This window comes from Bradyrhizobium sp. SZCCHNRI2009, assembly GCF_032485115.1.
Taxonomy (GTDB): Bacteria; Pseudomonadota; Alphaproteobacteria; order Rhizobiales; family Xanthobacteraceae; genus Bradyrhizobium.
On record NZ_JAUEUH010000005.1, the window covers coordinates 63,264 to 82,164 of the forward strand.

Below are 18,901 nucleotides of genomic sequence, written 5' to 3' on the forward strand. Positions count from 1 at the left end.
CGATGGTCTAAGAGAACGGCGCCAATCCGGAACCCGGCCTCGGGATTGCCGTATTGGTCGTGCCTGAGCGCATCTCGTGGCCGGGCCAGGCGTCCGGCGCCACGAGATCCGCTTGATTCAGCGCGCCTGCCCATTTCAGCCGAGGGACACAGACAAGTCGATGCTCATCCGGTCGGTCATTTCAGGCGTGTTCGCAAGCTTCCTCTCCATCGCCGCCGCAAGCGCGCAGGACACCCGCCACCTGCTGGAGTCGAAGGAGTCGCTCTACAACAACATCTATGTCTATGAGCAGGCGCCCTACCGCAGCATGACGTTCGGTCACAACCGGCGCATCTATACCGAGAGCGTCTACAACACCCAGGACGAGCTCGATCTGCCGGTCGACTATACCCGCTTCATGACCGCGAGCGTCATGTACGCAAAGAATGTCGGCTCGGTCCTGGAGATCGGCTTCGGTGGCGGCCGCACCGCCTGGTACCTGCACCGCTTCCTGCCCAAGATGCAGGTGACCTCGGTCGAGCTCGATCCGACCGTGCTGGAGCTCGCCAAGAAGTATTTCGGCATCAAGGAGGAGCCGAACTTCCACGTCGCCAACCGCGACGGCCGGCTGTTCGTGCAGGAATCCAAGGAGCGCTACGACATCATCCTGATCGACGCCTATCGCGGACCGTTCGTGCCGTTCCACCTGCTGACCAAGGAATTCTACCAGCTCGTCAAGGAGCATCTCGCCGAGGGCGGCGTGGTGGCGCAGAACGTCGAGCCGTCGACCATGCTGTTCGACGCCGCGGTCAAGACCATCCACAGCGTGTTCCCGCAGGTCGACTTCTACGAGGCCGGCGGCAACATCGTGATGGTCGCCTATCCCGGCGACGAGCGGAAGCCCGAGGATCTCGCCGCCATCGCGCAGGAGCGCGACAAGGAATTCGGCTTCCGCTACAAGCTCGCCGACATGCTGGCGCAGCGCAAGCGCATCGACATCGATAACGGCCAGGTGATCGACGCCAAGGCCAAGGTGCTGACCGACGACTTCGCGCCGGTCGAGGCGCTGAAGAGCATCGAGCGCCACAACAAGAAGCTGCCATGAGCGCGCCGGTGTCCCGCGCCGGCATGCTGGCGATCTATCTCTGTTCGTTCCTGGTCGGCTGCGTGCTGATGGGCTTCGAGATGCTCGGCAGCCGCTACCTCAACCCGTATTTCGGCAGCGGCATCGGCGCCTGGGCCAGCCTGATCTCGACCGTGCTGTGCGCGCTCGCGATCGGCTATTTCGCCGGCAGCGCCATCGTCGACCGGCAGCCGACGACGCGCACCATCGGCACCATGATCCTGATCGCCGCCGCCTACATGGCGCTGGTGCCGGCGACCGCCGACACCGTCATGGCCGACATCCTCGACAGCATCGGCGACGGACCGATGGCGACGCTGATGGCCTCGACCGCGCTGCTGCTGGTGCCGCTGACCCTGCTCGGCACCTTCTCGCCGATCGCCGTCAGCCTGTTGACGCGCTCGGCCAGCGAGGCCGGCCGTGTCGCCGGATTGGTCTACGGCGTCTCGACCATCGGCAACGTCGTCGGCACGCTGGTCACGACGTTTGCGCTGATTCCGACGATCGGCTCGCGCGCGATCACCTATTATTTCGCCGTGGCGCTGGCTGGCTGCGCCGGCATCCTGTTCATTCCCTTCGGCAAGAAGACGTCCTGATTTCCATCATTGAAGAGCTTTGCGGATGACTGAGTTCTGGCCTCGCCTCGCCGCCACCGCGACAGCGGCCGTATTGCTGCTGATGTCGCCGACCGCCTACGCCGCGGACGCGCAGATCGAATTGTGGGACGGTCAGCGCGCAATGGCTGTCATCGCCGATCTGCTGCGGTTCACGCCGCGATCGATGGGCGAGCCGGGACATCAGAAAACGATCGACTACATCAAGGCAGCGATGGCCAAGAGCGCGGCGGACGCCGTGCTCACGCAGAGCTTCACCGCCAAGGGCGATGACGGCAAGGCGATCCCGCTGACCAACATCATCGCCCGCTTCCAGGTGCAGAACCCGCGGCGCGTCATCGTCGCCACCCATTACGACAGCATCATCAAGGCCTATCGCGATCCCAAATCGCCGGACGCACCGATGCCGGGCGCCAACAACTCCGCCTCGGCGGTGGCGCTGCTGCTCGAGACCGCACGCGTGCTGTCGCTGTCGCCGAAGCCCGACGTCGGCATCGACATGATCTTCTTCGACGGCGAGGAGGGGCCGAAATCGCTCGGCGCCGGCGATCCGACCTGGCGCCCGCTGGGCTCGCCGCATTTCGCGGCCAACCTGAAGACCTATTATCCGACGCACAAGCCGGAGAAGGCAGTCGATTTCGACATGGTCTGCGACAAGGATCTCAAGCTGCAGCCGGAGCCGTCGTCGCTGGACTCGGCGTTGCCCGAGGTCAAGAGGTTCTGGAGCATCGGCAGCCGTATCGCGCCATCGGCGTTCTCGCCGGAGCCCACGGCGTATCCGATCAGCGACGACCACACGGCGCTGCAGCAGGCCGGCATTCCGAGCTTCCTCGTCATCGACTTCGACTACGAGCCCTATTTCAACACCACGCAGGATACGATCGAGCAGTGCTCGGCGCAGAGCCTGGAGACCGTCGGCCGCACCCTGCTGCGCTACCTCTACACGCCTTGATACGCCCGAGCTGCGGCAGGCGCCGCGCTCACGCCGCCCGCGGCCGCGCCGTCACCGCGTCCGACGCGACTGCCGACGCGCGCGCCAGCAGACCCGGCACCAGCGCCTCGGCCGCCTCCGCGCCCGAGATCACCACGGCCTCGACGCCCGCTCCGGCATTGCCGCCGCCGGCGATGACGAGATTGCGCACCGGCGCCTTGGCGCCCTTCAGCCGTCCCGACTGCGCCACGCCATAGATCGCGCCGGCGCTGGCGAGATCATAGCGTGCATAGGTCACCGGGCTGGCGTCGGTCCGATAGACGATATGCCTGGACAAGTCGGGAATGACGGTCGCGGCAGCGGCAACCATGGCATCGCCGAGCTGCTGCTTGCGGGCCTCGTAGTCCGGCGAGCGCCGCCACGCCTTCCAGTCGTCGCCGCCCTCGCCCGGAAACCAGCGCGTGGCCTGATCGTGCGGCACGAGGGTGATGATCGTCATCGTCGCATGGCCTTCTGGCGCCGCCGACGGGTCGAGCTTGGACATCACGGCAAGGCCGATTCCCATCGGCGTATCGAGATGCGTGGCGGGCGCGATGTCGGGCACCATGTCGAGGCCGAGATGCACCGAGAAGCACGACGTCGCCGGCGCGAGGGTGCGGGCACGCTCGCGAAAACCGGCGGGCAGATCGTCGGGACTCAGAAGCTCGGTGAAGGTACGGCCGAGATCGGCATTCGAGACCACCGCCTGCGCGCGGACCGTGCGGCCGTTGCCGAGCACGACGCCGACGGCGCGGCCCTCCTCGACCAGGATGCGGGTGACCCTAGATTTCAGATGCACCTCGCCATCCCTGGCGGTGACCGCCTCGGCGAGCACGTCCGCGAGGCGGCCGGAGCCGCCGACCGGATAGAAGCCACCCTTGAAATAGTAGCCGAAGATCGGGACCATCTGGGCGCAGCTCAGCGTCTCGCTGCCGTCGCCGAGATAGCCCGACAGCGCATTGAGATAGGAGATGAGTTCGGGATCGGAGACATGGGCGGCGACGAGCTCATCGAACGGGCGGTTCATCCACCTGAACGCCTGCGGATGCTTGCGCGGGAAGGCCAGCATCTCCTCCAATGTGGCGGGCATGCCGGGAATGCCGCTGCGACCCTGCCCCGTCGCGTACATGCTTTCGAAAATGGCATGGATGGTGTCGAACAGCCGGGTGAGCCCGTCCGCGCTGGCGGGAAACATCTCGCAGAGCAGTCGGACATAAGCACGCCAGTCCGCTGGCACGTCGACGCGGCGGCCGGCGAGACGGTAGGAGTGGGTGACCCGCCGCCACTGGATGCGGTCGGCGACGCCGAGCCGGCGCAGCACGCTGTCGACAGGCCCGCCCGGCCAGACGCCGGAGAAATCGTGCGGCCCTGCATCGAAGCGATACAGCACCGGCTTGTTGTCGTGGTGAGCCTTGCGAAGATAAGTGTGGCAGAAGCCGCCCGGCACCACGTGGTGATCGAACACCTTCACCTTCAACCCGGACTCCGCGAGCAGGGCGGCGGCCGTCAGCCCGCCGATTCCGGCGCCGATCACCGCGACGTCGCAGTCGACGCCGGCCGCGGGGGTGAAGCCCGGTGCCGGCCAATGGCACTCCTCGCGCGCGGCCCGCATGCGCAGCAAGGCCTGGCGAATTGCGAAGCGCGGGCCGAAGATCGAGATCAGCGCGCCGCCGACGACGATCATCGTCGCGATCCAGGAGGCGACGCCGGCCCAGCGGCACAGGCCGAGGACCAGGAACAGGACGCCCCAGAGCCCGGTCATCATCATGTTGATCAGGTGGAATTGGGGCGTCGAGGCGCTGTCGGCATAGGCCGAGCGGGAATAGTCCGCGGTCCAGGGACGGCCGACGGCGAGCGAAGCGAAGCTGATGAGGCCGAGCCCTGCGAAGGACAGCCACAGCGCGTTGCCGGCCGTCCAATTCGGCGCGACGTCGTTGGCGATCGCCAGCACGACGAAAAGGGCGAGGCTTCCGAGCTCCAGCAGCGCGAGCTCGCTCCGGGAGGCTCGCCAGACGTTGGCGGCGAGCGCCAGGGCCAGCGCGGACCACACCGCCCATGCCGGCTGATGCCAGGCCAGCAGGGTCCAGAACGCGACGAACGGCAACAGCGCCAGCTTGACCGTGAGGAACACTTTCATCGCAGCCTCTCCTCCGCACCGGGCGGCGCAGCTCATCTTTCCATTGTCAAGATATTCATAGGAGCGCTTGCCCGGTCTCGTCAACACCAATCTTTCCAACGTCAAGATTAGTTTCGTCAACTACGGCGGGATGAAAATGGTGGAAAAATGCTGCGTATCGTTCCGGCGCCACAGCAAGGCGCGATTCACGAACGGCGCTGCCGTCATTGCCGGCCCGACTGTGGCAACGAGATCACGGAACCACGGCAGATAAAGAAGAAAGTCTCAATTTACGCAGCATTGGAGTCACACCCCGCCGCAAAATGGCGACAATCTCCCGTCATCTGAGGCGGGGAGCCGCTGAGGATTACCGTTCGTGTACCCACCCCGCCTGCCAGTACTGGTCTTTGCAGCGATCACCTGCCTGCCTGCCGTGCAACCTCAACGCGCGCATGCGGAATGGTGGAGCCGCTCCCCCACGGATTTCGAGGAGTGTGCCGACGCTGCCGAGAAGTCCGCCTCCAAGGAGGAGAAGACGGCGGCGCTGGCGCAATGCAACGCGAAATTTGCCGGGAGACGGAAGCCGGGCGGCGGCTACGTCTATTACGACTTCATGCAGGATCGCAGCTTCGACATCGCCGGCCCCAATCCCACGGCCGAAGAGCAGAAGTTCATCGACCAGCAGTATACGCAATACCTCGAGCGCCAGCGCCACGCCAACATGAGTTCGGCGATGATGTCGCGGCCGCAAACGCAGGACCTCCAGCCCTCGCTCCGGGACATGACGGCGCGGGCCGCGATCGAGCCGCCGAAGCCGGCCATGCCGGCCCCGCCGCCGCAACGGCCGAACAAGCCCCCGGCCGCGACCGCGCAGGGCGGATTGCCACCGCCGGCGTCGAACGTGGAGGCACGCGCCCGCATCAAGGCAGCGCAATGCGCCAAGGACGGCTGGCGCCGCGATTCGTTCTCGTGCAACTTTCCAGTCCTGTCGGAGAAGCTCGACGAGCTGAAGCGGATGTTCACCGGCCCGAGCCAGGCCGCAGCCGCACCGCCCGGAGCCAAGGCGCCAAAACGGGCCGAAGCCCGGAACTGAGCCGCGCGCGACACGTTCCCCTGTGCGACGAATCTGACCGCGGCTTGTAACGCCGCGTGCAAGCCCATAGGTTTGTCGGCGCGGGGCGCAGGAGCAGGTCATGGGTCTACTCGATATCCTCAACGGCATGCAGAACGGCCCGAGCGGGCCGAGTCATCCGACCACGCAGAGGAACGGCGGCATGTCGCCGATGACGATGGCGATCCTCGCTTTGCTGGCGTGGAAAGCGGTGAAGCATTTCTCGCAGAATGGACAGCAGCCGAACGCGGCGCCTGCGCCAGTCCCGCCGCCCCAGCCGACCGGGAATCAAGGCGGACCGCTCGGCGGTGCGCTTGGTGGCGGCCTCGGCAACATCATCGCCGGCGGCCTGGGCGGCCTGCTTGCGGGCGGCGCGGCCGGCAGCGTGTTGTCGGGCGGGCTCGGCGATCTCCTGCGCCAGTTCCAGGACAAAGGCCATGGCGACACCGCGAACTCCTGGGTCTCCCCCGGCGAGAACAAGCCGATCTCGCCCGGCGATCTCGCCAATGCGCTCGGCGCCGATCAGATCGATCAGCTCACCGCGCAGAGCGGGCTGTCGCGCGACGAGCTGTTGAACGGGCTGAGCCAGTACCTGCCGAAAGTGATCGATCAGCTCACGCCGGACGGTCGGCTGCCGACCGAGCATGAGTTGGCGGGCCGGATCTGACGCTCCGCGATCGTTGACGGGAAGGACGAGACTCATGCTGCACATTCTGATCGTCGGGCTGGTCGCCGGCTTCCTGGCGCGGCTTCTATCGCCGGGTCCCAACAATCCCTCCGGCTTCATCCTGACCATCGTGCTCGGAATCGTCGGCGCGTTCATCGCCACCGCCATCGGGCAGGCCATCGGCCATTACAGCCCCGACCAGGGCGCGGGCTACGTGACCGCAACCCTCGGCGCGATCGTGGTGCTGTTCATCTGGAACAGGCTGGTCGCGAGCGGCACGATCCGCGATTTCAATCGGTAACGGCCGCGCGCCACGTCATGGCGAGCGACCACAGCGGCCGCTCGCCATGACGATTTCACCCCAACAGATGCATCCCCGCATCCATGCGCACGACCTCGCCGGTCATGTGGCCTGACGCCGGGCTCGCCAGGAACGCCACGAGCTGCGCGATGTCCTCAGCGGATGAAGCCGCGCGCAGCGGCACCCGCGCGACCACCGCATCGCGCACCTGCTTGGCACCGGCCTCGCCGCGGCCCTTGGTGAACCAGGGCGTATCGATGTAGCCGGGGCAGACGGTGTTGACGCGGATCGCAGGCGCCAGGGCGCGCGCCAGCGATAGCGTCATCGTGTTCAGCGCGCCCTTGCTGGCGGCGTAGGCGACCGACGAGCCGATGCCGCTGATGCCGGCTACCGACGAGACGTTGACGACCGCGGACGCACGCGCCGTCGCCTTGGCCGCCGCTTCCAGCAGCGGCCGCGCGGCGCGCACCATCTGGAAGGGGCCGATGGTGTTGACTGCGAAGATGCGCTGGAAATCCTCCGCCGAAAGGCCATCGAGCTGATCGTGCGGCACGTGCTTGGTGGTGCCGGCATTGTTGACGAGGGCATCCAGCCGGCCCCAAGCCGCAGCGGCGGCGACGATCTTGCGGCAATCCTCATCGCGCGACACGTCGCCTTGAATGACGACGACCTCGACTCCTTCCTTGCGGCAGAGATCAGCGGTCTGCTCGGCTTCACTCTTGCTGTTCGAATAGTTCACGACGATGCGCATGCCGGCCTTCGCCAGCAGCAACGCGGTCGCGGCTCCGAGGCCGGACGCCGACCCCGTCACGACCGCGCACAGACCTTCAGCCATTCCGCACCTCCCTGTTTGCCTTGCTTCTTCTTAGCCAACATCGCTGCATCTGCAAAATCGGCACAATCTCCGCAGCGCGGAAATCGCTCGCCTCCATGCGGCGAGCGGACGGGGCCCTGCAGCGGGCTACGCTTGTCAGGGCCGTCGCTTGCGCTCATCATGCCGGCAAAACATCGCCGGCGCGCGCAGGACATGGCGCGCCGAGACCGACGACAACGAGGGCGAGGAGCGCTGTGGCGGAAGCTGAGAACATCGTCGTTGCGACCGCGGAAAGGATCTTCGCCGATCTCGCCGACCCGCAGACGATCAACCACGACAAGGACGGCCGCTGGACGGCGCCGCTGTGGCGGGCGCTGAGCGAGGCCGGCCTGACGCTCGCCTGGGTGGGCGAGGAGTTCGGCGGCGCCGGCACTGACCTCGCCGATGGCTTTGAGATCATCAATGCCGCCGGCCGTTTTGCGATTGCGGTGCCGCTGGCCGAGACGCTGCTCGCGGGCTGGCTGCTGCAACAAGGCGGCATTGCCTCCCCCGACGGCGCCATGACGATCGCGCCGGCTCATCCGAGGGACCGGATCACGCTCGACACTGACGGCACCTTGTCCGGCCGTGCCCGCGGCGTGCCGTTCGCAAGGACGGCGCAGCACGTTGCCGTGCTCGCCGAGGGCGGAGACGGCGTGTCGATCGCGCTGGTCGAGACCGCGCGGCTGCGCATCGACGCGGGCCTCAACCTCGCCAACGATCCCAGCGACACGGTGACGTTCGACAAGATCATGCCGCTGGCATGCCGGCCGGCACCGGCCGGCTTCGACGCCACCACCTTGATGCTGATGGGCGGCGTCGCCCGCGGACTGCAGATCGCCGGCGCGCTGGATCGGCTGCTCGCGATCAGCGTCAACTATGCGGGTGAGCGCGTCGCCTTCGAGAAGCCGATCGGCAAATTCCAGGCGGTGCAGCACAACCTGGCACGGCTGGCCGGTGAGAGCGCCGCCGCGAGCGCGGCCGCGACATCCGCCGCGGATGCGATCGCGCGGGCCGCCGCATTCGACGAGGCGGTGTTTCTCGAAGCCGCCGCGGCCAAGATCCGCTGCGCCGAGGCCGCCGAGAAGGGCGCGGCGATCGCGCATCAGGTCCACGGAGCCATCGGCTTCACCACCGAGCACATCCTGCACCGCTTCTCGCTGCGCGCGCTGGCCTGGCGCGACGATTTCGGCTCCGAGAGTCATTGGGCCGTCGAGCTCGGCAAGCGCGTCGCTGCGCGCGGCGCCGATGAGCTGTGGCCGCTGGTCGCCTCGCGCTGACCACGAAGAGGATTGTTGCATGAGCGCACTTCGTTTCGATCCGATCCGGCTGCCGAGGGAATGCGAGGAGCTGCGCAAGGAGGTGCGCGCCTTCCTCGCTGATGAGATCGCGGCCGGCACCTTCAACCCGTACCAGCCCAAGCGCGAGGACGCCGACGCGCGCGAGTTTGCAGCCCGCGTCGGCGCGCGCGGCTGGATCGGCATGACCTGGCCGAAGCAATATGGCGGCCACGAGCGCTCGTTCCTGGAGCGCTACGTCGTGACCGAGGAAATGCGCGTCGCCAACGCGCCGGTCAGGCGCTTCTTCGTCGCCGACCGGCAGAGCGGGCCGATCCTGCTGCGCTACGCGCCCGAGCATATCAAGATGGACATCCTGCCGCGCATCTGCCGCGGCGAGCTGTGCTTCGCGATCGGCATGAGCGAGCCGAACTCGGGCTCCGACCTGTTCGCCGCCAAGACACGCGCGACGAAGACCGAGGGCGGCTGGCTGATCAACGGCTCGAAGATCTGGACGACGTCGGCGCACATGGCCGACTACATGATCGCGATCTTCCGCACCTCGCCGTCGACCAAGGAGAACAGGCGTCATGGCTTGACGCAGTTCCTGGTGAACATGAAAACGCCCGGCATCAAGGTGAACCCGATTGGGCAGATCACCGGGCAGAAGGAGTTCAACGAGGTCGTCTTCACCGACGCCTTCGTGCCGGACGATCATCAGCTCGGCGAGATCGACGGCGCCTGGAAGCAAGCGACCTCCGAGCTCGCCTATGAGCGCTCGGGACCGGAGCGCTTCCTCGAAACCTATTACGTGCTGACCGAGCTGGTGCGCGCGGTCGGTCCCAACCCCGACACGCGCAGCGCGGAGGGCATCGGCCGGCTGGTGGCTCAGCTGCACACGATGCGGCGGATGTCGGTGTCGGTCGCCGGCATGCTGCAGGCCGGCAAGGAGCCGGTGGTCGAGGCCTCGATCGTCAAGGACGTCGGCACGATCTGGGAGCAGCAGCTGCCGCACCGCGTCCGCGACCTCGCCGCGTTCGTCGAGGAGAACGCAGGAAATCGCGAAACCTTGGAGAACCAGCTGACCTTTGCGATGCAGACCGCGCCGAAGCTGACGATCCAGGGCGGCACCACCGAGGTGCTGCGCGGCATCATCGCGCGCGGGCTGGGATTAAGGTGAGGGTCGACGACACGCCGCGATCGTCGCAGCCGCACGCGCGGGGAAGTAGCTCCGTCATCGCGAGCGCAGAGAGCGATCCAGGACCGCACCAACAGTCTGGATTGCTTCGCTGCGCTCACAATGACGCTGGAGAAGCAGAATCGGAGACCCACCATGACCCACTTCCCTGACATCGGCGTCGAGATCCACGGCCATGTCGGCCTGATCGAGATTCGCCGGCCGCCGCTCAATTTCTTCGACATTGCGCTGATCAACCAGATCGCCGACGCGCTCGAAGGCTTCGACCGCGACATCGAGATCCGCGCCTCGGTGCTGGCGGCGCAGGGCAAGGCGTTCTGCGCCGGCGCCAATTTCACCGATCCGGCGCGCCAGGCGCAGGAAGCGGCCGGCGCCAAAGGCGATCCGGCCGACAGCCTCGGGGCGATCAACCATCTCTACATGCAGGCGGTGCGGATCTTCCGCTGCAAGAAACCGGTGGTCGCCGCCGTGCACGGCGCCGCCATCGGCGGCGGGCTCGGCCTCGCCGTCTCGGCCGACTTCCGCGTCACCTGTCCGGAAGCGCGCTTCTCCGCCAATTTCACCAAGCTCGGCTTCCATCCCGGCTTCGGGCTGACGGTGACGCTGCCGGAACTGGTCGGCAAGAACAACGCCGAGCTGATGTTCTACACCAGCCGCCGCGTCACCGGCGAGGAAGCGCTGAGGATGGGCCTCGCCAATGAATGCGTGCCGCAGGACCAGGTGCGGACAGCTGCGATGAAGCTCGCCGCGGAAATCGCCGAATGCTCGCCGCTCGGCCTGCTATCGACCCGCGCCACGATGCGCGCCAATCTCGCCGACCGTGTGATGACAGCAACCGAGCACGAGCTCGCCGAACAGACCCGGCTGCGCGCGACCGAGGATTTCAAGGAAGGCGTCAAGGCAACGGAGGAGCGGCGCTTCGCGAACTTCAAGGGGCGGTGACGAACCGCGAGCTTCGATCGACGTCATGGCCGGGCTCGTCCCGGCCATGACGTCTTGATACGAGGAAAGAAGAACGTGGATGCCCGGTCAAGCTCGGGCATGCCGATCGACTAATTGGCGACCGCCCCCTGCAACGCGAAGGCAACGCCGCCAGTTGTGAAGCAACCGCCTGAAACCGCATAGCCACGGGCGCGCGCAGCGTCGGCCACACGTGCAGCATCGGCGACGCGGAACGTCAGGCCGCTCATGAGTTCGCGCTCGCCGGGTTCGACACGGATACGGGCGTTCGGCAAGTACAACTGCTCAACACCATCGCTGCCGGCCGTCGGCACCACATCGAGAATGCGCCCCCAATTCGCGGCAAGTGAAGCCGGCGCGGGGCTCTGCAGCACCACCTCGGTCAGCGCCGACGTCACGTCGCTGCGGATCGCTCGCGTCCAATCCGGCCCGGCGGGCGGATACGGGCCGAGCACATCGTCGCTGCCCTCGGTGTGATTGAGCTCGATGAAGGCGGCGCGGCAGTCGCGGGGATGCAGTTGCACCCCGTGATAGGGCGGATGATCGATGACGTTGGCGGTCCGCACACCCATCTCGTTGGCACGGGCGGCACGGCCATCGGGATCATCGCAGGCGAAGATCGCCATGTAGCCGCCGCGGCCGCCGGTCTTGTCCAGGAAGCGTCCCGCCGCGGTGTCCTCGCGGGTCGGCGCGATCACCTCGAGCAGGATCGGCCCGACCGGCAGCAGCGCATTCTCCAGCCCGTATTTGCCGACATGCGGATCGCGGTAGCAGACCTCCAGCCCCATGATCGCGGCGATGTCCGAGACCACCGGCTCGAGCCGGGGCGCGACCAGGCAGATCTGACGGAGGTGGAGGTAAGCCATCGCAGCCCTCTTTGCGAAATCCCCTGTTCACACAAGCCCGCGGCGTCATTGCGAGCGACGCGAAGCAATCCAGAGCTCAGGCCATAACCCTGGATTGCTGCGCTCGCAATGACGGAGAACGCGGAGCTATCGGCCCTGAAACACCGCCGCGCGCTTCTCGACGAAGGCTTTCGCCGCCTCCTTGTGATCCTCGGTGTCGCTGCAGCGCGAGTGATGCATCGCCTCGGCGTCGAAACAGGCCTCCAGCGTCATCGTCTCGGCATTGTTGATGTTGCGCTTGATGTAGCCGAGCGTCACGCTCGGCCCCTGCGCCAGCGACATCGCCAGCGCGCGCGTGGCCGCTTCGACCTCGGCGTCGGGCACGACCTTGGTGACCAGGCCCAGGGTGAGCGCCTCCTGCGCTGTCAGGACTGGCGAGGTCAGATACAGCTCCCGTGCCTTGGCGCTGCCGAGCAGTTGGGTGAGGAAATAGGTGCCGCCGAAATCGCCCGACAGCCCGACCTTGGCGAAGGCCGTCGTGATCTTGGCCGACTCGCCGGCCACCCGCAGATCGCAGGCCAGCGCGATCGACAGGCCGGCGCCGGCGGCCGCGCCGTCGATCTGCGCCACCACCGGCTTCTGCATCTGGTGCAGCAGCCGCGACACCTCCATGCGCTCGCGCAAGGTCGTCACCTTGGTCTCGAACGAGGGCGCGGTCTTGGCTTCGGCCATCGCCTTGACGTCGCCGCCGACGCAGAACGTGCCGCCGGCGCCCTTGAGCAGCACGGCGCGCACATCCGGATCATTGGCCGCACGATGCGCCGCCTCGACCAGGCCCTTGGTCAAGTCGCTGTTGAGCGCGTTGCGCCGCTCCGGCCGGTTCATCGTGATCGTGAGCAGGCCGGACTCGAGGTGCTGCAGAACTGTGGTGTTGGTGGTCATGGCCGGCGCTCCTTGTTGTTTCCCGGTGTTATGTCTCCGTCATTCCAGGGCGACGCGTCAGCGTCGAACCCGGAATCCCGAGCTGATGGACTCACATCGAGGTTCCGGGTTCAACGCTGCGCGTTGCCCCGGAACGACGGATGTCGCGGCAGCGTTTGCGCCTTGCTCAGGCGCGCCCCGGAATGCCGTCGCCCCGGCCGTCACTTCTTCACCAGCGGGCAGCGCGACGCTTCCAGCGGCTGGAACGCCTCGTTGCCAGACACGGTCGCGAGCAGCTTGTAGTCGTCGGACCTGCTCTTCGATTCCGATGGCTTCTTGACCTCGAACAGATACATGTCGTGCACCATGCGGCCGTCCTCGCGAATGCGGCCGCCCTTGGCGAACATGTCGTTGATCGGGGTCGCCCGCATCAGCTTCATGACGGCGTCCGCATCCGTGGTGCCCGCGGCCTTCACGGCTTTCAGATAGTGCGTGACGGAGGAATACACGCCGGCCTGGGCCGAGGTCGGCACGCGCTTGGTGCGCTCCATGAAGCGCTTGGTGAAGGCGCGGGTGTCGTCGTTGAGATCCCAGTAGAACGCTTCCGCGACCAGCAGCCCCTGCGCCGTCTCGAGCCCGACGCTGTCGATGTCGGAGACGAAGGCGAGCAGCGGCGACAGCTTCTGGCCGCCTTTGCTGATGCCGAACTCGGCCGCCTGCTTGATCGCGTTGATGGTGTCGCCGCCGGCATTGGCGAGCCCGATCACCTTGGCCTTGGAGGCCTGGGCCTGCAGCAGGAAGGAGGAGAAGTCCGAGGTGTTGAGCGGATGACGCACGCTGCCGAGCACCTTGCCGCCCGACTTCACCACCACGGCGGTGGTGTCCTTTTCCAGATCCTGGCCGAACGCGTAGTCCGCCGTCAGGAAGAACCAGCTGTCGAGGCCAGACTTCACCGCCGCCAGGCCCGTGACGTTGGCCTGCGCAAAAGTGTCGAACACGTAGTGCACGGTGAACGGGCCGCAGGCCTCGTTGGAGAGCCTGACAGAGCCGGGACCATTGAAGATGATGATCTTGTTGCGCGCCTTGGCGATCTCGCCGGCGGCCAGCGCGGTGGCGGAGGCTGCGACATCCCAGATCATCTCGACGCCCTGGTTGTCGAGCATGTCGCGCGCGATGTTGGCGGCGAGATCAGCCTTGTTGAGATGGTCGGCCGCGATCACCTCGATCTTGCGGCCCAGCACCTCGCCGCCGAAATCCTCCACCGCCATCTTCGCCGCGGTCTCGCTGCCGGGACCGGTGATGTCGGCGTAGAGGCTCGACATGTCGAGAATGCCGCCGATCTTCAGTGGCGGCTTGCTCTGCGCATGCGCCACGCCTGCGGACAACGTCAGCGCCGACGCCAGCATGAACAACGACGCCGCCGCGCCGCGGATGGTTCTGCTCATCGATATCCTCCCTGCCGGGCGCGTCGCTACATGGCGACGGCCTCTTTGATAGTTCGCATCATGGCCCACGCTTTCGCATGCGGCAAGCGCTCAGCACGCTCAGCAAAAGCGTCGCCGGTCGCCGCTTTCCGCTCAGTGGAATGGAAATTTCGTGCGATGATGCAGCATGACGAGAGAGCGCAGGATGCGGAGCAGACGGAGGCTGATCGCGCTCGGCGCGAGCGTCGCGACCATCGCGATGATGTCGGCGAGTCACGCCACACCGTGCATGTTCGCGGAGCTCGGCGAAGGCCACGTCAGCGAGATCATCGATGCACGCAGCTTCCGTCTCGACGACGGTCGCGAGGTCAGGCTCGCCGGCATCGAGGTGCCGCCGGAGGAGCAGCGCGCGACGTCGATGGAAGCGCTGGGCGTGCTGCTGCGCGGCCGCGACGTCGTGCTGCGCGGAGAGGACGACACCCCTGACCGCTATGGCCGGCAGCGGGCCTTCGCGTTCGTGGCCGGCGCAGACCAGCCAGTGCAGAGCGAGCTGCTCCGGCAGGGCGCCGTGCTGCGCGGGGTCGACCTGCCCGACCGGGATTGCGCCCTCAGCCTGGGCGCGGCGGAAGCCGAGGCACGCAGCGCCGGGCGCGGCCTCTGGAAGATTGGGACCGTCATAAAAAACACGGAAAGTCCAGACGATATTTTGTCTCGCGTAGGGCTATTTACGGTTGTCGAAGGGAAGGTGTTGTCCGTACGACAGACGGGGACAACAACTTATCTGAACTTCGCTCGTAGCTGGACACGGGGCTTCGCGGTGATTATTCCAAAGCGTATGATGGCGGTATTGGAAGGTGCCGGTATCGACGTCAAATCACTTGCGAATCGGCAGGTTCGCGTGCGCGGTTGGGTTGAGGCGCATGCGGGTCCGAGACTGGAACTGACACAGACTGCCCAGATCGAGATTTTGAGCGGGAATTGACCGCTGAGGTACGTGAGTAGCGACGTGAACCTGTCTGTTCGAAAGCGCATGACGGTGATGAACTGCGGTTCGCGGATCGCACCGGCGCTGCTGTGCCTGGGACTGGCGTTGGCCGGTTGCAGCGACATGGGCAAGTTGCAGCAGGCGACGGCGCCGATGCCGACGCCACGGCCGAAGCCGGCGATGGTGCAGACGACGCCGGCGAGTGATCGCGAGCACGAGCGCATTCTCGCAACCTATGGCGGCGCCTATGAGGATCCCCAGCTCGAGGGCCTGATCGGCAAGATCGTCGACCGGCTCGTGGCCGTGTCCGATCGCCCCGACCAGGGCTACAAGGTCACGATCCTGAATTCCGGTGCGGTCAACGCCTTCGCGCTGCCGACCGGCCAGCTCTACGTGACACGCGGCTTGATTGCGCTCGCCAACGACACCTCCGAATTGTCGTCGGTGCTGAGCCACGAGATGGCGCACGTGCTGGCGCGCCATGCCGCGATCCGCGAGGACCAGGCGCGGCAGGCCGCCGTGGTGACCCGCGTCGTCTCAGACATGGGCAACGATCCGGACCTGACGGCGCTGGCGCTCGCCAAGACCAAGCTGACGATGGCGAGCTTCTCGCGCACTCAGGAGTTCGAGGCCGACGGCATCGGCGTCGGCATCTCCGCCAAGGCGAAGTTCGATCCCTACGGCGCGGCGCGCTTCCTGAGCTCGATGGAGCGCAATGCCGAGTTGAAGGCCGGTAAAGTCGCAATCGACCCGCGCGCGCAGGACTTCCTGTCGTCGCATCCGGCGACGCCGGAGCGGGTGCAGAACGCCGCCGCCATCGCCAAGCAATACGTCTCCCCCGAGGCCAGGGAGCATGACCGCGAGACCTACTTGGCTGCAGTCGACAACATCGTCTACGGCGAGGACCCGAGCGAGGGCTTCGTGCGCGGCCGGCGCTTCCTGCATCCGAAGCTCGGCTTCACCTTCCAGGCGCCGGAGAACTTCACGCTCGACAACACCGCGCAGGCGGTGATCGGCGTGCGCGAAGGCGGCGCGCAGGCGATGCGCTTCGACGTGGTGCGCGTGCCGGCCCAGCAGACGCTCGGCGACTATCTGAATTCCGGCTGGATGGAGAACGTCGACAAGTCGGCGACCGAGGAGCTGACGATCAACGGCTTCCCAGCGGCCTCGACCACGGCGAGCGGCGATCCCTGGCAGTTCAAGGTCTACGCGTTGCGCGTCGGCAGCGACGTCTACCGTTTCATCTTCGCCTCGCGGCAGAAATCCACCGAGAGCGAGCGCAATGCGCGGGAGACGGTGAACTCGTTCCGCCGGCTCAGCCTGGAGGAGATCCAGTCGGCCCGGCCGCTGCGGATCAAGGTGATCACCGTGCAGCCGGGCGATACCGTCGAATCGCTTGCGCACCGCATGACCGGCGTCGACCGCCCGGTCGAGCGCTTCCGCGTTCTCAACGGCCTCGACGCCCGCGCCCAGGTCAAGGTCCGCGACCGCGTCAAGATCGTGGTGGAGTGAGCGGACGCGAACGCGCCTTCCAGCAGCCGGCCCACGACTTCGGAAATGATCTGCTCAGAACGGCCAGCCTGACGGCGGTCGTCGCGCAGGTTGCGCTCCGCCGAACACTGGCTCGCGCCGCTCGATATAGGCGACCATCTGCCTGAGCCGCGCCAGCGCGCCGGTATCGCTGCTCCGGTCGGCCTGCGCGGGGCGCGAGCGGGCTACGGTTGCGGCCTTTTATGTGATGGTGCGGCCTTTGGCGACAATCCGCTATCGTCTGTCCAGCCGCGCGAGGGTCGCGGCGAAACGCGCAAAGCAAAAAGCCCGACCTCGCGGCCGGGCTTTGCTAAGCAACTAATTAGAAAACGCGCAAACGGTCGATCAGGCGGCCTCGTCGGCCACGGCGGTGTCGTCGCCGTCGATATCATCGCCCTCGGCGTCGGCATCACCTTCGGCGACCGCATCGGCTTCGGTCTTGGCACCGCGGCGCGGGCTCTTGGCGAGCTGCGTCTCGATCTCCTTGACGGCCTCGGTCTCGGTCGAGTGCTGCACGACGGCGATCTCGCGCGACAGACGGTCGAGCGCTGCTTCGTAGAGCTGGCGTTCGCTGTAGGACTGCTCGGGCTGCGACTCCGAACGGTAGAGATCGCGCACGACCTCGGCGATCGCGACGATGTCGCCCGAATTGATCTTCGCTTCGTATTCCTGGGCGCGACGCGACCACATGGTGCGCTTGACGCGGGCACGGCCCTTCAGGGTCTCCAGCGCCTTCTTCACCAGCGCCGGGTCGGACAGCTTGCGCATGCCGACATTGGCGACCTTGGCGGTCGGCACCCGCAGCGTCATCTTGTCCTTGATGAAGTTGATGACGAACAGCTCGAGCTTGGCGCCCGCGATCTCCTGCTCCTCGATGGCCAGGATCTGGCCGACGCCGTGAGCCGGATAGACGACGAATTCGTTGGTCTTGAAGCCCTGGCGCTGGGTCGGCAGCTTCTTTTCCTCGACGCGCGGCGCGGCCGCGGCGGGAACAGCCGGCTTGGCGGCGACGGCGGGCTTGGCAACAGGGGCAGCGGCCGCGGGAACGGCGGTCTTGGTGGCAGCCTTGGGCGCAGCGGCGGCCTTGGCAGGCGCAGCCTTGGCAACAGAGTCCTTTGCAAGAGTGGTCTTCGCGGCGGATGCTTTCGCGGCAGTCTTGGCAGTCTTTTCAGGCATTGCGCTTCTTTTGTTCTTGGTGGACTTGGCAGCCGAGGCCTTCGCGGCAGCCCGAATCTCCTTTACAGGAGCCCGGGCACGGCCCTTGGAAACGCTGCGGCTGGCCGCGGCGGCTTTTTTTGTACTCTTGGAAGCACTCTTTTTACGCGTTTTCTGTGACACAGCCTGCGCGCGGAACTGCCACGCCCCTGTTTGATGTTGCGGGAACCTAAAAGGGCGGCCAAAAAAGGTTACGCATGGCCGGGTTCGGCTCTGAGAATGTGCTATATATAGCACATTTGCCGCAAAAATCAATGATTTAGAGGCCGCAGGGGCGGTATTGTGACGGATCCACGAAGTTAGGGTTAAGTGCAACGTGCCGGAATAGAACAACTCATGCAGCGGTTCCCGCTCACCGCATGAGGTGTTCTAGGCCATTGTTTCCGCGCAACGATTTCGATCGGCGCGATGGCGCCCCGCAGGACGGGGCGCGCTGGTGCCTCGCAGGTAGCGAGACGACCGTCAGTCTCCGGCGCCGGGCTTCGACGAAAAATATTTCTGGAACTTTCCATCCTCGCCGTCGTGCTCCTTGGCGTCGGCCGGCGGGTCCTTCTTCTGGGTGATGTTGGGCCAGGACTTGGCATATTCAGCGTTCACACCCAGCCACTTCTCCAGACCCGGCTCGGTATCCGGCTTGATCGCGTCGGCCGGGCATTCCGGCTCGCACACGCCGCAATCGATGCACTCGTCCGGATGAATGACCAGCATGTTGTCACCCTCGTAGAAGCAGTCTACCGGGCAGACCTCAACGCAATCGGTGTATTTGCACTTGATACAGTTTTCGGTGACGACGTAAGTCATCCAAGGCTCCG

General features: G+C 66.2%; 18 protein-coding genes. 11 read left to right on the forward strand and 7 right to left on the reverse strand.

Annotation, left to right across the window (positions count from 1 at the left end; translation table 11 throughout):
• Nucleotides 1–160 precede the first annotated feature (160 nt).
• From QX041_RS18705 to QX041_RS18715, 3 genes are read left to right on the forward strand one after another with little or no spacing between them, the layout of a single operon-like run.
• Nucleotides 161–1,084 (forward strand): fused MFS/spermidine synthase, encoded by a 924-nt coding sequence (locus QX041_RS18705; protein ID WP_316166222.1) that lies wholly within the window; start codon nt 161–163, stop codon nt 1,082–1,084.
• Nucleotides 1,081–1,698, forward strand: coding sequence for a fused MFS/spermidine synthase (locus tag QX041_RS18710; protein WP_316166223.1), 618 nt, complete (start codon nt 1,081–1,083; stop codon nt 1,696–1,698). Before QX041_RS18705 ends, QX041_RS18710 begins: the two co-directional genes overlap by 4 nt.
• A 25-nt stretch (nt 1,699–1,723) precedes the next feature.
• Nucleotides 1,724–2,668, forward strand: coding sequence for a M28 family peptidase (locus QX041_RS18715; RefSeq protein ID WP_316166224.1), 945 nt, complete (start codon nt 1,724–1,726; stop codon nt 2,666–2,668).
• Between the two features lie 28 nt (nt 2,669–2,696).
• Here QX041_RS18715 and QX041_RS18720 read toward each other — a convergent pair whose 3' ends face one another.
• Nucleotides 2,697–4,823, reverse strand: a complete 2,127-nt coding sequence (locus QX041_RS18720) for an NAD(P)/FAD-dependent oxidoreductase (protein WP_316166225.1) — start codon at nt 4,821–4,823, stop codon at nt 2,697–2,699.
• A 370-nt stretch (nt 4,824–5,193) separates the two neighbouring features.
• Between QX041_RS18720 and QX041_RS18725 the strand changes: the two genes are divergently transcribed.
• The 3 genes from QX041_RS18725 (at nt 5,194) to QX041_RS18735 (ending at nt 6,881) form a co-directional block, all read left to right on the forward strand.
• On the forward strand, nt 5,194–5,895 hold the full coding sequence (locus QX041_RS18725; RefSeq protein WP_410051881.1) for a hypothetical protein: 702 nt from the start codon (nt 5,194–5,196) through the stop codon (nt 5,893–5,895).
• A 100-nt stretch (nt 5,896–5,995) separates the two neighbouring features.
• Nucleotides 5,996–6,580, forward strand: a complete 585-nt coding sequence (locus QX041_RS18730) for a YidB family protein (RefSeq protein ID WP_316166227.1) — start codon at nt 5,996–5,998, stop codon at nt 6,578–6,580.
• Nucleotides 6,581–6,614: 34 nt separating this feature from the next.
• Nucleotides 6,615–6,881, forward strand: coding sequence for a GlsB/YeaQ/YmgE family stress response membrane protein (locus QX041_RS18735; protein ID WP_315715257.1), 267 nt, complete (start codon nt 6,615–6,617; stop codon nt 6,879–6,881).
• A 55-nt stretch (nt 6,882–6,936) separates the two neighbouring features.
• Here QX041_RS18735 and QX041_RS18740 read toward each other — a convergent pair whose 3' ends face one another.
• Nucleotides 6,937–7,716: an SDR family oxidoreductase gene (locus tag QX041_RS18740; protein WP_315715256.1), complete on the reverse strand. Its 780-nt coding sequence runs from the start codon at nt 7,714–7,716 to the stop codon at nt 6,937–6,939.
• Between the two features lie 233 nt (nt 7,717–7,949).
• Between QX041_RS18740 and QX041_RS18745 the strand changes: the two genes are divergently transcribed.
• The 3 genes from QX041_RS18745 (at nt 7,950) to QX041_RS18755 (ending at nt 11,151) form a co-directional block, all read left to right on the forward strand.
• Entirely contained in the window at nt 7,950–9,014 is a 1,065-nt protein-coding gene (locus QX041_RS18745; RefSeq protein ID WP_315715255.1) for an acyl-CoA dehydrogenase family protein, read from the forward strand.
• A 19-nt stretch (nt 9,015–9,033) separates the two neighbouring features.
• A complete protein-coding gene (locus QX041_RS18750; RefSeq protein ID WP_315752289.1) occupies nt 9,034–10,191 on the forward strand; it encodes an acyl-CoA dehydrogenase family protein in 1,158 nt (385 codons plus the stop codon).
• A 153-nt stretch (nt 10,192–10,344) separates the two neighbouring features.
• The gene (locus QX041_RS18755; RefSeq protein WP_316166228.1) at nt 10,345–11,151 is read left to right on the forward strand and encodes an enoyl-CoA hydratase/isomerase family protein; all 807 of its coding nucleotides are present in this window, start codon (nt 10,345–10,347) and stop codon (nt 11,149–11,151) included.
• A 110-nt stretch (nt 11,152–11,261) separates the two neighbouring features.
• On the opposite strand, the gene QX041_RS18760 is transcribed toward QX041_RS18755, so the two are convergent.
• The 3 genes from QX041_RS18760 to QX041_RS18770 form a co-directional block, all read right to left on the reverse strand.
• Nucleotides 11,262–12,035, reverse strand: a complete 774-nt coding sequence (locus QX041_RS18760; protein WP_316166229.1) for a hypothetical protein — start codon at nt 12,033–12,035, stop codon at nt 11,262–11,264.
• A gap of 126 nt (nt 12,036–12,161) precedes the next feature.
• On the reverse strand, nt 12,162–12,956 hold the full coding sequence (locus tag QX041_RS18765; protein ID WP_316166230.1) for an enoyl-CoA hydratase: 795 nt from the start codon (nt 12,954–12,956) through the stop codon (nt 12,162–12,164).
• 200 nt (nt 12,957–13,156) lie between these two features.
• Complete coding sequence (locus QX041_RS18770; protein WP_316166455.1) at nt 13,157–14,341, reverse strand: ABC transporter substrate-binding protein; 1,185 nt, start codon at nt 14,339–14,341, stop codon at nt 13,157–13,159.
• 223 nt (nt 14,342–14,564) lie between these two features.
• Between QX041_RS18770 and QX041_RS18775 the strand changes: the two genes are divergently transcribed.
• Together QX041_RS18775 and QX041_RS18780 are read left to right on the forward strand one after the other, a co-directional pair.
• The gene (locus QX041_RS18775; RefSeq protein WP_316166231.1) at nt 14,565–15,341 is read left to right on the forward strand and encodes a thermonuclease family protein; all 777 of its coding nucleotides are present in this window, start codon (nt 14,565–14,567) and stop codon (nt 15,339–15,341) included.
• A gap of 48 nt (nt 15,342–15,389) precedes the next feature.
• Nucleotides 15,390–16,856 (forward strand): M48 family metalloprotease, encoded by a 1,467-nt coding sequence (locus tag QX041_RS18780; protein ID WP_315715427.1) that lies wholly within the window; start codon nt 15,390–15,392, stop codon nt 16,854–16,856.
• 363 nt (nt 16,857–17,219) lie between these two features.
• Here the strand turns inward: QX041_RS18780 and QX041_RS18785 are convergent, their stop codons facing one another.
• Together QX041_RS18785 and fdxA are read right to left on the reverse strand one after the other, a co-directional pair.
• On the reverse strand, nt 17,220–18,050 hold the full coding sequence (locus QX041_RS18785) for a CarD family transcriptional regulator (protein WP_316166232.1): 831 nt from the start codon (nt 18,048–18,050) through the stop codon (nt 17,220–17,222).
• Between the two features lie 501 nt (nt 18,051–18,551).
• Nucleotides 18,552–18,890: a ferredoxin FdxA gene (fdxA, locus tag QX041_RS18790; protein WP_315715248.1), complete on the reverse strand. Its 339-nt coding sequence runs from the start codon at nt 18,888–18,890 to the stop codon at nt 18,552–18,554.
• Nucleotides 18,891–18,901: the final 11 nt, after the last annotated feature.